Source organism: Stenotrophomonas maltophilia (genome assembly GCF_004920835.1).
Classification (GTDB): domain Bacteria; phylum Pseudomonadota; class Gammaproteobacteria; order Xanthomonadales; family Xanthomonadaceae; genus Stenotrophomonas; species Stenotrophomonas maltophilia_AQ.
Genome location: NZ_QFHO01000050.1, coordinates 1 through 14315 on the forward strand (window position 1 = coordinate 1; position 14315 = coordinate 14315).

Below are 14315 nucleotides of genomic sequence, written 5' to 3' on the forward strand. Positions count from 1 at the left end.
GTGTTCGGGGGGCGATCAACCCGGGGCGAGGGTGGTCAGAAGGGCGCGGGCCGCATTGAAGCGGTCTTCCGGCAACGGCAGGGGGTGCTTGATGCGCAGCTTGTCAGGCCCTTCCATGGCGTAGAGGTTCGGTTGTTTCTGGATCAGCTGGATCACCGCCATCGGATCGATGTTCGGCTTAGACTCGAACACGATGCGGCCACCGTTCTCGCCCAGATCCAGCTTGCGGATGCCCAGCGTGTTGGCTTTCAGCTTCAGCTCGGCAATGGCGAACAGGTGCTTGGCCGCATCCGGCAGCAGGCCGAAGCGGTCGATCATCTCCACCTGCAGTTCGCGCAGCGCATCACTGTCGCGCGCGCTGGAGATGCGCTTGTACAGGGTCAGGCGAGTGTGCACGTCCGGCAGGTAGTCTTCCGGAATCAGTGCCGGCACGTGCAGTTCGACCTCGGCACCGCGCACTTCCTCGCCGGCATCCAGGTCGGGGAGCTTGCCCTGCTTGATGCTGCGTACCGCGCGTTCCAGCAGCTCGGTGTAGAGGCTGAAACCGACCTCGGCCATCTGCCCGCTCTGGTCTTCGCCCAGCAGTTCACCGGCACCGCGGATTTCCAGATCGTGCGTGGCCAGGGTGAAGCCGGCGCCGAGTTCGTCCATCGAGGCGATCGCTTCCAGGCGCTTTTCCGCGTCAGGGGTGATCGAACGACGGTCGGGGGCGACCAGGTAGGCGTAGGCACGGTGGTGCGAACGACCGACGCGGCCGCGCAGCTGGTGCAGCTGGGCCAGGCCGAAGCGGTCGGCGCGGTTGATGATGATGGTGTTGGCGTTGGGGATGTCGATGCCCGATTCGATGATCGTGGTCGACAGCAGCACGTTGAAGCGCTGCTTCTGGAAATCCAGCATCACCTTTTCCAGTTCGCGCTCCGGCATCTGTCCGTGGGCAATGCCGATGCGCGCCTCCGGCACCAGCTCGGACAGCTCGCGCTGCATGCGGCCGATGCTTTCCACGTCGTTGTGCAGGAAGTACAGCTGGCCGCCACGCGCCAGCTCGCGCTGGAAGGCTTCGCGCAGCAGCGCGTTGTCCCACTGGGTGATGAAGGTCTGCACCGCCAGCCGGTTCGGCGGCGGCGTGGCGATGATCGACAGGTCGCGCAGGCCGGCCATGGCCATGTTGAGGGTGCGCGGGATCGGCGTAGCGGTCAGGGTCAGCAGGTGCACGTTGGCGCGTAGCGCCTTCAGGGCTTCCTTCTGGCGCACGCCGAAACGCTGCTCCTCGTCGACGATGACCATGCCCAGGTCCTTGAACTTCACGTCCGGCTGCAGCAGGCGATGGGTGCCGACAATGACGTCGATGGTGCCGGCGGCAACCTTCTCCAGCTCCGCTTTGATTTCCTTGGTGCTCTTGAAACGTGACAGCACCTCGACCTTCATCGGGTAATCGGCGAAGCGGTCGCGGAAGTTGCGATAATGCTGTTCGGCCAGCAGCGTGGTCGGCACCAGCACGGCGACCTGCTTGCCGGCGCTGGCGGCGGCGAACGCGGCGCGCACTGCGACCTCGGTCTTGCCGAAGCCGACATCGCCGCAGACCACGCGGTCCATCGGCTGGCTGCTGGACAGGTCGCGCAGGGTGGCGTCGATCGCAGCCAACTGGTCCGGGGTTTCTTCGAACGGGAAACCGGCGGCGAACGGCTCGTACATCGCGCGGTCCACCTGTAGTGCGAGGCCGGCACGCGCCTGGCGACGGGCCTGGATCTCCAGCAGCTCCGCAGCCACATCGCGCACCTTCTCGGCGGCCTTGCGCTTGGCCTTGCTCCACTGCTCGCCACCGAGCGAATGCAGTGGCGCGGTTTCCGCTGAAGCGCCGGAGTAGCGGCTGATCAGGTGCAGCTGGGCCACCGGCACATACAAGCGGTCGCCCTTGGCGTATTCGATTTCCAGGAATTCGCCGGGCATGCCGCCGACGTCCATCGCGATCAGGCCACGGTAGCGGCCGACGCCATGGTCCTCGTGCACGATCGGCGCACCCTCGGTCAGTTCACCGAGGTCGCGGATGATCGCTTCCGGTTCGCGGCCGGCACGGCGCGTGCGGCGGGTGCTGCCGGCGCGCTCAGGGAACAGCTGGCGCTCGGTCAGTACCGCGATGCGCGGATCGTCCAGCGCAAAGCCATCCTCCAGCGGCGCCACCGCGATCGCGAAGCGCGCGTCGTCGGCGAGGAAGCTGGGCAGGTCGGCCACTACCGGTGGTTTCAGTTCGGCGGCCTGCAGCACTTCCAGCAATGCCTCACGGCGGCCGGGTGAATCGGCAGCGATCAGCACGCGGCCCGGGTAGTGGCCGAGGAAGGACTTCAGCGCATCGCCGGCCGGTGCTTCGCGCGCGGCCACCGGCAGCGGCGGCAGCGGCTGGTCACCCAGCGCATGGGCATCTGCGATGCGCGCGTGGTCAGCCGACCATACCTCGATGCGAGGAGTGTCGTTCAGTCGCTCGCGCAGCAGCTCCGGCGACAGGTACAGCGCCGATGGCGGCAGCAGCGGCCGTTCGACGTCGTGGCGGCGCTGCTCGTAGCGCTCGCCGGTCTGCGCCCAGAACGCCTCGGCAGCTTCGCCGGCCCCGGCGCAGACCACCGGCAGGCTGCCGTCGGGCAGGTAGTCGAACAGGGTCGCGGTGCGCTCGAAGAACAGCGGCAGGTAGTACTCGACACCGGCCGGGGCCAGCCCGGACTTCAGGTCCTGGTACAGCGCACTGCGCCGGGTATCGACATCGAAGCGCTCGCGCAGCGTGGCCAGCACGCGGGCGATGCTGGCTTCGTCCATCGGCACTTCGCGGCCCGGCAGCATGTGCACCGCCTCGACCCTGTCCAGCGAGCGCTGGCTTTCCGGATCGAAGGCACGGATCGAGTCGATGTCCTCGTCCAGCAACTCCACGCGCAGCGGTTCGTCGGCGCCCATCGGGAACACGTCGAGCAGACCACCGCGCACGGCGAAATCACCCGGATCCATCACCTGCGGCACGTTGCGGTAGCCGGCGCTTTCCAGGCGGCGCTTCTCGGCTTCCAGGTCCAGGCGCTGGCCGACCTTCAGGTCGAAGCTGCCACCGATCACGTAGCTGCGCGGGGCCAGCTGCTGCAGCAGGGTCTGCACCGGCACGATCACCAGGCCGCGCTTCAGCGCGGGCAGGCGGTGCAGGGCGGACAGGCGCTGCGAGATGATGTCCGGATGCGGGCTGAAGCGGTCGTAGGGCAGGGTTTCCCAGTCCGGGAAGGCAACCACCGGCAGGGCAGGGTCGCCGCCGAGCAGGGTGTGCAGGTCGGCTTCCAGCTGGTTGGCGCCGTGGTTGTCACGGGCGATCACCAGCAGCGGGGCGTCGTGCGCACGCGCGGCCTGGGCCAGATACCAGGCCAGGGCGGTCGGCGAGGCGGGGGCGCGCCACCAGGCGCGGAGCTGGCCGGCGCGCGGCAGCGGCGGGGCGGGGTATGAGGTACGCGACATGGACCCCGGATTTTAGCAGAAGCCCGATCGAAGCCCGGTGGGTCGCGCCGGCCGATGGCCGGCAGCCTCATGTGCCGTTGGGGGAACGCAATGCCGGCCAGCGGCCGGCACTACCGGAATGCATCGCCGGGCACGCCCGGCGCATCCTTCAGTTGTCCAGTTCCAGCACCATCCGCACCAGGCCCTCGGCGCCGGTCGGGTGCGGGACCGGCTTGAAGCCCAGCGAGGCGGCCAGCTGCTTCATCGGCTCGTTCTCGGCGGCAACGTCGCCGTACAGGCGGTCCAGATACTTGCCACGGGCCCATTTCACCAGCTTGCGCATCAGCTGCCGGCCCAGGCCCTGGCCGATCAGGAAGCGACTGATCAGGATCGCGTACTCGGCTTCACGGGTACCGGGGATGATCGAGGCCCGGGCGACCGCGCCGACTACCGCCTCACCGGCGGGCAGGGATTCGGCAGCGACCAGGGTGATCTCGGTCTTCGGATTCGGGTGGGTCAGGCGCTGGGTGGTTTCCGGCGAGAGCTCGGTCACCGCCTGCAGGAAACGATCACGGATTTCTTCCGGCCCGAACAGGCTGAACGCTGCTTGCAGCGGCGCGCCATCTTCCGGGCGGATGGGGCGGATCAGCAGCTCGTGGCCGCTGGGAGCCTTGAAGATCTCATGCCAGGGCGGCATGCGGTTGCGAGTGGCCATACCGGGTGATTCCTTGGTGGTCCATCGATTGTGGCATCACCGGGGCTGCATTCCGTGAACGAAAGGCTCACGGCGGTACAGCCTCGTGAAGGCCGTTATTCGGGTGCTTTGAGCCAATCCAGGCGGGTGCTGGCACCGGGCTCGCCCAGGTGCTGGCGCAAGGCCGGCAGGGCCGGGCCGACCACCCGGTCGAACTGCCAGGGTGGGTTGAGCAGCAACATCCCACTGCCGTTGAGGCGCAGCGGTGAGTCGTCCGGGCGCACCAGGAATTCGATCGTCATCGCCGATTTCACCGGCAGCGCGCTGGCCTTGCGCAGGAAATGCAGGATGGTGCGGCGCTGCTTGATCGGGAACCAGACCGCACAGGTGGCCTGCGGCCAGCGCGCCAGGGTCTCGGCCAGGGCGGCCAGGACCGCCTGGTATTCGGCATCCTGGGCCTCGTAGGGCGGATCGATCAGCACCAGGCCGCGGCCGATCTTGCTGCCGTTGAACTTCGGCGGCAACAGCGAGCGCAGCAGCGCGTAACCGTCGCCCGGATGCACACCGACCCGGCTGTCATGGGCGAACAGCGCTTTCAGCGTGGCCGTTTCGGCTTCCTGCAGCTCACAGACCGCCATGCGGTCCTGTGCGCGCATCGCCTGCGCGCTCAGCAGCGGCGAGCCCGGATAGGTGGTCATCGCGCCGACCGGATTGCCGGCCTGTACCGCCTTCAGGTAGCGCTCGACCACCTCCGGCAGCTTGGGCTGGGCCATCAACCGCATGATCCCGGACTCGGCCTCCAGGGTCTTGCGGCTCTCTTCGCTGGCCAGCAGGTAGCGGCCGGCACCGCCGTGGGTGTCGAGCACGAAGAACGGGCTGTCCTTGCGCTTGAAGCTGTCGATCAGGGCCAGCTGCACGATGTGCTTGAGCACATCGGCGTGGTTGCCGGCATGGAAGGCGTGGCGATAGTTCATGGGCGGCAGTGTACGGGGCGGCGGCCGCAGCGGCTATGCTGCGCGCCATGACAGCTCCCGTTGCCCATGTCCTGCTGGTCGAGGACGAAGCCGCCATTGCCGAAACCGTGCTCTATGCGCTGCGCAGCGAAGGCTATGCTGCCAGCCACTGCCTGCTCGGCGGTGAGGCTCTGCTGCGGCTGCAGGCCGGCGGCATCGACGTGGTGGTGCTGGATGTCGGCCTGCCCGACCTCGGCGGTTTCGAGGTCTGCCGCCGGCTGCGCGCCTTGCCGGGCCCCGTGGCGCAGCTGCCGGTGATCTTCCTGACTGCCCGCAACGACGAGGTGGATCGCGTACTCGGCCTGGAGCTGGGCGCCGATGACTACATGACCAAGCCGTTCTCGCCGCGCGAGCTGGTGGCGCGGGTGCGCGCGCGCCTGCGCCGTGCGCTGCGAGCGGCATCGGCCACAGCCAGCACCGAAGGTGGCTGGCAGGAGCGGGGCACCTTCGCCATCGACCGCGAGGGCCGGCGTATCCGCTTCCGTGGCCAGGCATTGGACCTGACCCGCTACGAATATGCGCTGCTGGAGGCGCTGCTGCAGCGTCCCGGCGCCATCCTCAGCCGCGCCCAGCTGATGGACCGGGGCTGGGACAGCAGCGCCGACAGTGCCGACCGCACCGTCGATACCCATGTCAAGACGCTGCGCGCCAAGCTGCGTGCGGCCGGTGCCAGCGACGATCCGATCCGTACCCACCGTGGCCTCGGCTACGCGCTGGAGGTCTAGCGATGCGCCTGGTGCTGAAGCTGTTCCTCGGCTTCTTCCTGATCACCGGCATCGCCGCGTTCTTCGTGATGCGCGTGTTCGTCAACGAAGTGAAGCCCGGTGTGCGCCAGGCGATGGAATCGACCCTGGTCGACGCGGCCAACGTGCTGGCCGAGATGGCTGCCGCCGACGTCAAGGACGGCACCATCCGCAGCGGCAGCTTCACCCGCAATCTGGCCAAGGCGCGGCAGCGCGACCTGAAGGCGATGGTCTGGCGCTTCCCGAAGCGCTCGCTCGACTACCGGGTGACCATCACCGATGCCAAGGGCATCGTCATCTACGACTCGCTGGGCCGTGACCTGGGCCGCGACAACTCGCGCTGGAACGATGTCTACCGCACCCTGCGTGGCGAGTACGGCGCCCGTTCCAGCCCCGAGATTGCCGGTGAAGAGGGCGATACGGTGATGCACGTGGCTGCACCGGTATACGACCCGGTGGATGGCCGTACGCTGATCGGCGTGCTCAGCCTGGCCCAGCCCAACCGCAGCATCGATCCGTTCATCGCCGCCAGCCAGCGCGCCATCATCGAGCGTGGTGCGTGGCTGATCGGGTTGTCGGCGCTGGTCGGTGTGCTGGTGACGATGTGGCTGACCACCGGTCTCGGCCAGCTCAGCCGCTATGCGCGCGCGGTCACTGCCGGTGAACCGGTGCCACCGCCACGCCGCCGCCGCGACGAGATCGGCGATCTCGGCCAGGCGCTGGAAACCATGCGCCGCAAGCTGGAAGGCAAGGCCTACGTCGAGCAGTACGTGCAGTCACTGACGCACGAGATGAAGAGCCCGCTGGCAGCGATCCGTGGTGCCGCCGAGCTGCTGCAGGAGCCGCTGCCCGAGGCCGACCGCATGCACTTCGCACGCAGCATCGTCGACCAGCAGGAACGCCTGACCGAGACCATCGACAAGCTGCTGGCGCTGGCCGAGGTAGAGCAGCACGGCTGGCTGCAGACCCGCGACCCGATCGCGGTGCCGGTGCTGCTGGCCGATGCTGCTGCGGCGGCGCAGGTGCGCGCACAGGCGGCCGGGGTGCAGGTCCGCATCGGCAGCGTGCCCGACCTGCGCGTGCAGGGCGATACCTATCTGCTGCGGCAGGCGCTGCACAACCTGATCGACAACGCAATTGCGTTTTCTCCGGCCGGCGCGGAGATCGCGCTGCAGGCCGAGGTGGACGGGCAGGGCGTGCGCCTGCAGGTGGCGGACCGCGGTGCCGGCATTCCCGACTATGCGCGCGAACGCGTATTCGAACGCTTCTACTCGCTGGCCCGCCCCGGCAGTGGCCGGCGCAGCTCCGGGCTGGGGCTGCCGTTCGTGCAGGAGGTTGCGCGCCTGCATGACGGCCGCGCGAGCGTCGACGACCGCGAGGGTGGCGGCACCGTGGCCAGCCTGTGGTTGCCGCTGGCCGTGCCGGGCCAGCGCCCGCGGCGCTGACTTCACACTCGCTTCAAATTCGCCACAAACCCTGCTCACCGCAGCGGTCCATCCTGCAGCCCTCTCCAACGAGGATGGACCATGAAATCCCTGAAGATGCTGCTGAGGTTTGCCATTGTCGGCGGGCTGATCCTGCTGCTGCTGATCCCGCTGATGATGATCCGCGGGGTCATCAACGAGCGCAGCCAGTACCGCGATGAGGCGTTTGCGCGGGTGGCCGACAGCCGCGCCGGCGTGCAGCGCCTGGTGGGTCCGGTGCGTGTGGTGCCGTGGGTGGAACGCAAGGAAGTTGAACTGGTCGACCCGCTGGGAGTCAAGAAGACCGAGGTGCAGGTCACCGAGGGCCATTGGCTGCAGATGCCGGCGTCGCTGGAGGTCGGCGGCGAGATGCTGCCGAGCCAGCGCGAGGTGGGCCTGTTCAAGGTGCCGGTATACAGCTGGAACGGCCAGATGAAGGCCACCTTCGCCGCTGACGACTATCCGGTGAAGGCCGGCCGCAGTTATGGCCAGCCGTACGTGGCGCTGGGCATTTCCGATGTGCGTGGCCTGGTTGGCACACCGAACCTGCGCGTGGATGGCAAGCAGCTGCGCCTGTTGCCGGGTGTGGGCGCGGCCAGTGAGGTGGGTCGTGGCCTGCATGCAGCGGTAGCCGGTTTCGCCGAGGATCACGGCGGTACCCTGGCCGGCAGTGAGGTTGAACTGGAGCTGCGCCTGGACGGCAGCCGCATGCTGTCGGTGGTGCCGGTGGGTGATGACACCAAGATCGCATTGCGCTCCAGCTGGCCGCACCCGTCATTCAGCGGTGCCTTCCTGCCCAACGAGCGTCGTGTCGATGCACAGGGCTTCGATGCACGCTGGGCGGTGTCCTCGCTGGCCTCCGATGCCCAGCGGCAGCTGCGCAGCGACGGTGCGATCGATTCGCAGGCGGTGACGGTGTCGCTGGTTGATCCGGTCGATGCCTATACCCAGGCTGATCGTGCTTCGAAGTACGGCGTTCTGTTCGTGGTGCTGACCTTCGTCGGCTTCATCCTGTTCGAGCTGATCAAGTCGCTGCGCATCCATCCGCTGCAGTACCTGATGGTCGGCCTCGCACTGGCGATCTTCTTCCTGCTGCTGATCAGTCTGTCCGAGCACATTGCGTTCTGGAAGGCCTATCTGGTCTCTGCGGTGGCCTGTATCGGCCTGCAGGCGGTGTACCTGGCCAACGTGCTGGGTCACTGGAAGCGCGGCCTTGGCTTCGCTGCGCTGCTGACCGTGTTGTATGGCGCGCTGTATGGCCTGCTGGTATCGGAAAACAACGCGCTGCTGATGGGCTCGCTGCTGCTGTTCGTGATCCTGGCGCTGGCGATGTGGGTGACCCGCCGGGTCGACTGGTACGCGCTTGGCGCGGACCTGAAGTAAGGAGCAGGCCATGAGCTGGCTCCAGGGATTGCGGCAACGGGCACGGCAGGGCATTCCGGCCCTGCTGGAAGTGGATGCGCTGCTGCAGGCACATGGCGTGCTGGCGGCCCTGCCGGGGGCACGGATCGCCCCTGGCCTGGTCCGCTTCCAGCTGGCAGCGGTGACCTGCGAGGGATTGCAGGGCCAGGGACTGGCCTGGCTGCAGGGCGCGCGGCAGGGACGCGGCGCGCTGGCAGGCAGGGTGCCGCGCTACCGGCCATGGAAGGCCGGGGCACAGGCGCTGGCCGAGATCGGTATCGGTGGCCTGCCAGGTGACTGGCCCGCACATGCGGCGGTGTATGGCTGCAGCAGCATCGACCGGCGGCACTGGTTGCTGCTGCTGCCGGAACGGGCGCAGTTGTGGCTGGGATGGAGTGGGTGAGGTGGATTGGCAGGTGCGAACCAACCGCTCTCTTGTGGGGCCACTCTCCCGTGGGGGCGAACCTTGGTTCGCACGCTTCCATGCTGCCCATGACCGATGGGACGGTGTCGCCGCGCCCCTGCTGGCTAGACTCGATGGGTTGATGATCGAGCCGAAGGGCAGGGGTGTGGCGTGTTGAAGTGGAGCGGGCTGAAGTGGGGCATGCTGGCCGCAGCGCTGGCAATGGGTGGCAATGCAGGCGCGCAGCAGCGCGAGACGGTGGACCTGGACATGGTCAGCCGCATCCGCCAGGAGGCCTTCCATCGTTCGCAGGTGATGGACACCTTCAGCTACCTCACCGAACGCATCGGCCCGCGCCTGACCAACTCGCCGGCGATGGGGCGCGCCAACGCCTGGACCCGCGGCAAGTTCAACGAATGGAAGCTGGACAACGTCCACGACGAAGCCTTCGATGACTTCGGCCGTGGCTGGGAGTTCACTTCAGCCAGCGTAGAGATGCTCGGTGACCGCGTGCAGCCGCTGCATGCGCTGCCCAAGGCCTGGACCCCCGGTACCAAGGGCCCGGTCGAAGGCGAGCTGGTGCAGGTCGAAATCAAGAAACCCGAAGACATCGAGAAGTACCGCGGCAAGCTGCGCGGCAAGATCCTGCTGCTGGGCGAGGCGCGCGAGTACAAGCGTGGAACCGAGGCGGATTCGCATCGCCACGATGCCACCTCGCTGGAGGGCCTGCAGGAGTTCACCCTGCCCAAGGACAAGGACGCCACCGCCGAGCGTGCGAAGCGGGTCAAGGAGTACCAGGAGCGCCAGCAGCTGGCGACCAAGGTCAATGCGTTCTTCGTGGAAGAGGGCGCGCTGGCCTCGATCAGCATCAGCAGCTGGGACAATGGCATCATCCGTGTCGCCGGTGGTGGTTCGCGAAAGGCCAATGAGTCGGTGGGCATCCCCGAGCTGGCGATGATCGCCGAGCACTTCAATCCGCTGGTGCGCGCACTGGAGGCCAAGCAGACCGTGCGCCTGCGCGTGGACGTGGCCGCGCGCTTCACCGATGAGGCCGACCAGCCCGGCTACAACACGCTGGCCGAGATCCGTGGCAGCAGCAAACCCGATGAGGTGGTGATGATCGGTGCGCACCTGGATTCCTGGCACAGCGGTACCGGTGCGGCCGACAACGCGGCCGGTGTGGCGGTGATGATGGAGGCGATGCGCATCCTCAAGGCCACCGGCGCCAAGCCCAAGCGCACCATCCGGGTGGCGCTGTGGAGCGGTGAGGAACAGGGCCTGATCGGCTCGCAGGCCTATGTGGCCAAGCACTTCGGCCGGTTCCCGGAACCCACCGACCCGGCACAGAAGGCGCTGCCGGCCTCGCTGCGCGAACCGACCGGCGCGCTGCAGAAGACCCGCGACTACAGCAGGTTCCAGGTCTACTTCAACATGGACAACGGCTCGGGTCGCTTCCGTGGCATCTATGCGCAGGAAAACCTGGCGGCGATGCCGATCTTCGAAGCGTGGCTGGCGCCGTTCCATGACGTCGGCGCCACCACCGTGGCCACTCGCAACACCGGCAGCACCGACCACATCAGCTTCGACCGCATCGGCCTGCCGGGCTTCCAGTTCATCCAGGACCGGCTGGACTACTTCACCAACGTCCACCACAGCCACCTGGACACCTGGGATCACGCCGAGCCGGAAGACCTGAAGCAGGCCGCCGCCATCGTCGCCTCGTTCGCCTACAACGCCGCGACGCGCGAGCAGTCCTTCCCACGCAAGCCCGAACCGCAGCCGTGACAAAAAAAGGGGACGGAGGGGATTAAGTCGTTTCTCCCCTCCGTTTCCCGGCCGCAGCCCCAGGAACTGGGCAGTCGCGACTTAATCCCCTCCGTCCCCTTTTTCCGTAGGCGGCGGTGGGCTGGTAAAATCGGGGAATTCCCGTTCCTCGAGCCGTCCATGACCTGCCGCACCCGCTTCGCCCCCAGTCCCACCGGCTACCTGCACATCGGTGGTGCCCGCACTGCGCTGTACTGCTGGCTGGAGGCCCGCCACCGTGGCGGCGAGTTCGTGCTGCGCATCGAGGACACCGACCGTGAACGCAGCACCCAGGGCGCGATCGACGCCATCCTGGAGGCGATGGAATGGCTGGGCCTGGACTATGACGAAGGCCCGATCTACCAGACCGACCGTGTTGCCCGTTACCTGGAAGTGGCCGAGCAGCTGGTGGCCGACGGCAAGGCCTACTACGCCTACGAGACCCGCGAAGAGCTGGACGCGATGCGCGAGGCGGCCATGGCCAAGCAGGAAAAACCGCGCTACAACGGCGCCGCGCGCGAGCTGGGCCTGCCGCGCAAGGACGACCCGAACCGCGTCATCCGCTTCAAGAACCCGCTGCAAGGCACCGTGGTGTTCGACGACCTGATCAAGGGCCGCATCGAGATCGCCAACAGCGAGCTGGACGACATGGTCATCTTCCGCCCGGACGGCTACCCCACCTACAACTTCGCGGTGGTGGTGGATGACTGGGACATGGGCATCACCGAGGTCATCCGCGGCGACGACCACATCAACAACACCCCGCGCCAGATCAACCTGTACGAAGGCATCGGCGCGCCGGTGCCGAAGTTCGGCCACATGCCGATGATCCTGGACGAGCAGGGCGCCAAGCTGTCCAAGCGCACCGGCGCGGCCGACGTGATGCAGTACAAGGACGCCGGCTACCTGCCTGATGCGCTGCTGAGCTACCTGGCCCGCCTGGGCTGGTCGCACGGTGACCAGGAGCTGTTCAGCCGCCAGGAGCTGATCGAGCTGTTCGACGTGAAGGACTGCAATTCCAAGGCCTCGCGCCTGGACATGGCCAAGCTGGGCTGGGTCAACCAGCACTTCCTGAAGACCGAGGAGCCGGCCAGCATCGCGCCGCACCTGGTCTACCAGCTGCAGAAGCTGGGCCTGGACGTGGCCGCTGGACCGGCACCGGTGGACGTGGTGATCGCCCTGCGTGAACGCGTACAGACCCTGAAGGAAATGGCCGAGAAGGCCGTGGTCTGGTACCAGCCGCTGAACGAGTACGACGAAGCAGCGGTGGCCAAGCACTTCAAGGCCGGTGCCGAGGTGGCGCTGGGCAAGGCCCGCGAGCTGCTGGCGGCCCTGCCGGAATGGACCGCCGAGGCGGTGGGCGTGGCCCTGCACGACACCGCCGCCGCGCTGGAGATGGGCATGGGCAAGGTCGCCCAGCCGTTGCGCGTGGCCATCACCGGCACCCAGGTCAGCCCTGACATTTCCCATACTGTGTATCTGGCCGGACGCGATCAGGCCTTGAAACGCATTGATGTGGCCATCACCAAGGTAGCAACGGCCTGAGGCATCCTTGCCAGGCCCGAACCGGAGAACACGCATGCCCGCCAAGACCGCCACTGCTTGTACCGCCCCGCACCATCACGTCCACGACGCATCGGATTTCGTGGCGGTGGTCGAGCGTGTCTCGCGCGAACGCGGGCTGCGCCTGACCCCGATCCGCGCCAATGTGCTGAAGCTGATTGCCGAGGCCGGCAAGCCGGTCAAGGCCTACGAGCTGCTGGAATGGGTGCGCAACGGCAAGGGCGTGGGCGCTGATGCCCCGCCTACCGTGTACCGCGCGCTGGACTTCCTGATGGCCAATGGCTTCGTGCACAAGCTGGAATCGGTGAATGCCTTCGTGGCCTGCCACCACCCCAGCAGTGCCGCGCACTCGGTGCCGTTCCTGATCTGCAACAGCTGCCACAGCGCGGTGGAACTGGAAGACCGCGAGATCGTCACCCAGCTGGAAAAGCGCGCCAAGGAGCTGGGCTTCCAGCCGCAGGCGCAGACGTTGGAAGTGCACGGCCTCTGCGCGCGCTGCGCCGGGTGACGCAACGGTAGTGCCGGCCGCTGGCCGGCATGAGGAGCGGGGGTCAGATCCCTTTGCCATTGGCAAAGGGATCTGACCCCGTTTCATGACAAGGCTAGTCCATCGGCTTGCTCGCCGTATCCACCCGCACGATCACCGACATGCCAGGCCGCAGCTGTGCTGCCAGCTTCTGCTCCCCGTCGATTGAAATGCGCACCGGTAGCCGTTGCACCACCTTGGTGAAGTTGCCGCTGGCGTTGTCCGGGCGCAGCACGCTGAATTCCGAGCCGGTGGCTGGCGCGATCTCCTGCACGCGGCCGCGCAGCACCTGGCCCTGGAACGCGTCCACCGAGAACGAGGCAGGCTGGCCGATCGCCATCCCCCAGGTCTGGCCTTCCTTGTAGTTGGCCACCACCCACAGCGTGTCAGGCACCAGGAACAGCAGCTGCGAACCGGCTGCGACGTACTGGCCCACGCGCACGCTGGCTTCGCTGATCTGGCCGTCGCGCGGCGCGTGGATCACCGTGTTGGCCAGATCGATGCGCGCCAGTTCCAGCTGCGCCTGCGCGCTTTCCACCTGGGCCTCCAGGCTCTTGCGCGCCACCTGGGTCGATACCAGCGTTTCCTCGGCGATGCGGATCTGCGCCTGCGACTGCTGCACGCTGGCTTGTGCCGAGGCCTGGGTGGTGCGGAACTTGTCTCGGTCGTTGATCGATACGAGCTGCTGCGCGGCCAGCTCCTCGTAGCGCTTCAGCTCGTTGCGCGAGCGTTGCAGCTCCGCCTGGCCGGCTGACAACGTGGCCTGCGCGGAGGCGATCTGCGCACGGTTCTGCGCCTGAGACTGGTCCGAGTTGGCCAATGCTGCGCGTGCGCTGTCCAGCGTCGCCTGCGCCTGGGCGACACGTTGCGTGTAGATGCGGTCATCGATGCGCAGCAGCGGCTCGCCCTCCCTCACGTGCTGGAAGTCCTTCACCAGCACTTCGGTCACGTAACCGTTCACCTGTGGCGCCATCACCGTGATCTGTCCGCGTACATAAGCGTTGTCGGTCACCATCACGCTGCTGGTGAACGGCCACAGGTGCCAGGCGCGCAGGATCAACGCGATGCCCAGCAGCGCCACTACCACCATCACCACCACGCTGCGCGCGCTGGGCTTGAGATATTTCGGCGCGGCAGCCGGTGCCGCCGGCGTGGGCGCAGGCGCCGCATCGGTCGGCGGCGGTGGAGTGACGTTGTCGGCGTCGATGTCGTCGGGGCGGGGCGGGACGGGAGGCATGGAGGAGGAC

11 protein-coding genes are annotated in these 14315 nt (G+C 67.4%); 7 read left to right on the top strand and 4 right to left on the bottom strand.

Features of this window, described 5'->3' with window-relative positions; translation table 11 throughout:
- Positions 1–15: 15 nt before the first annotated feature.
- From mfd to DI041_RS20630, 3 genes are all read right to left on the bottom strand, one after another.
- Entirely contained in the window at positions 16–3480 is a 3465-nt protein-coding gene (gene mfd / locus DI041_RS20620; protein ID WP_136640151.1) for a transcription-repair coupling factor, read from the bottom strand.
- A gap of 148 nt (positions 3481–3628) precedes the next feature.
- A complete protein-coding gene (locus DI041_RS20625; RefSeq protein WP_046987672.1) occupies positions 3629–4174 on the bottom strand; it encodes a GNAT family N-acetyltransferase in 546 nt (181 codons plus the stop codon).
- Positions 4175–4269: 95 nt separating this feature from the next.
- Complete coding sequence (locus DI041_RS20630; RefSeq protein ID WP_046987671.1) at positions 4270–5127, bottom strand: 23S rRNA (adenine(2030)-N(6))-methyltransferase RlmJ; 858 nt, start codon at positions 5125–5127, stop codon at positions 4270–4272.
- Positions 5128–5162: 35 nt separating this feature from the next.
- Between DI041_RS20630 and creB the strand changes: the two genes are divergently transcribed.
- The 7 genes from creB to DI041_RS20665 all read left to right on the top strand — a co-directional run bounded on the left by creB (position 5163) and on the right by DI041_RS20665 (position 13050).
- Positions 5163–5891 (top strand): two-component system response regulator CreB, encoded by a 729-nt coding sequence (creB, locus tag DI041_RS20635; RefSeq protein WP_136640017.1) that lies wholly within the window; start codon positions 5163–5165, stop codon positions 5889–5891.
- Between the two features lie 2 nt (positions 5892–5893).
- Positions 5894–7354: a two-component system sensor histidine kinase CreC gene (gene creC, locus DI041_RS20640; RefSeq protein ID WP_046987670.1), complete on the top strand. Its 1461-nt coding sequence runs from the start codon at positions 5894–5896 to the stop codon at positions 7352–7354.
- An 81-nt stretch (positions 7355–7435) separates the two neighbouring features.
- Positions 7436–8755, top strand: coding sequence for a cell envelope integrity protein CreD (creD, locus tag DI041_RS20645; RefSeq protein ID WP_046987669.1), 1320 nt, complete (start codon positions 7436–7438; stop codon positions 8753–8755).
- A 10-nt stretch (positions 8756–8765) separates the two neighbouring features.
- Entirely contained in the window at positions 8766–9176 is a 411-nt protein-coding gene (locus DI041_RS20650; protein WP_136640018.1) for a hypothetical protein, read from the top strand.
- Positions 9177–9377: 201 nt separating this feature from the next.
- The gene (locus DI041_RS20655) at positions 9378–10961 is read left to right on the top strand and encodes a M28 family metallopeptidase (RefSeq protein WP_136640020.1); all 1584 of its coding nucleotides are present in this window, start codon (positions 9378–9380) and stop codon (positions 10959–10961) included.
- Positions 10962–11120: 159 nt separating this feature from the next.
- Positions 11121–12524, top strand: coding sequence for a glutamate--tRNA ligase (gltX, locus tag DI041_RS20660; RefSeq protein ID WP_046987667.1), 1404 nt, complete (start codon positions 11121–11123; stop codon positions 12522–12524).
- Between the two features lie 34 nt (positions 12525–12558).
- Positions 12559–13050: a Fur family transcriptional regulator gene (locus DI041_RS20665; RefSeq protein ID WP_004150412.1), complete on the top strand. Its 492-nt coding sequence runs from the start codon at positions 12559–12561 to the stop codon at positions 13048–13050.
- A 94-nt stretch (positions 13051–13144) separates the two neighbouring features.
- On the opposite strand, the gene DI041_RS20670 is transcribed toward DI041_RS20665, so the two are convergent.
- Positions 13145–14305 (bottom strand): HlyD family secretion protein, encoded by a 1161-nt coding sequence (locus DI041_RS20670; RefSeq protein WP_136640152.1) that lies wholly within the window; start codon positions 14303–14305, stop codon positions 13145–13147.
- Positions 14306–14315: the final 10 nt, after the last annotated feature.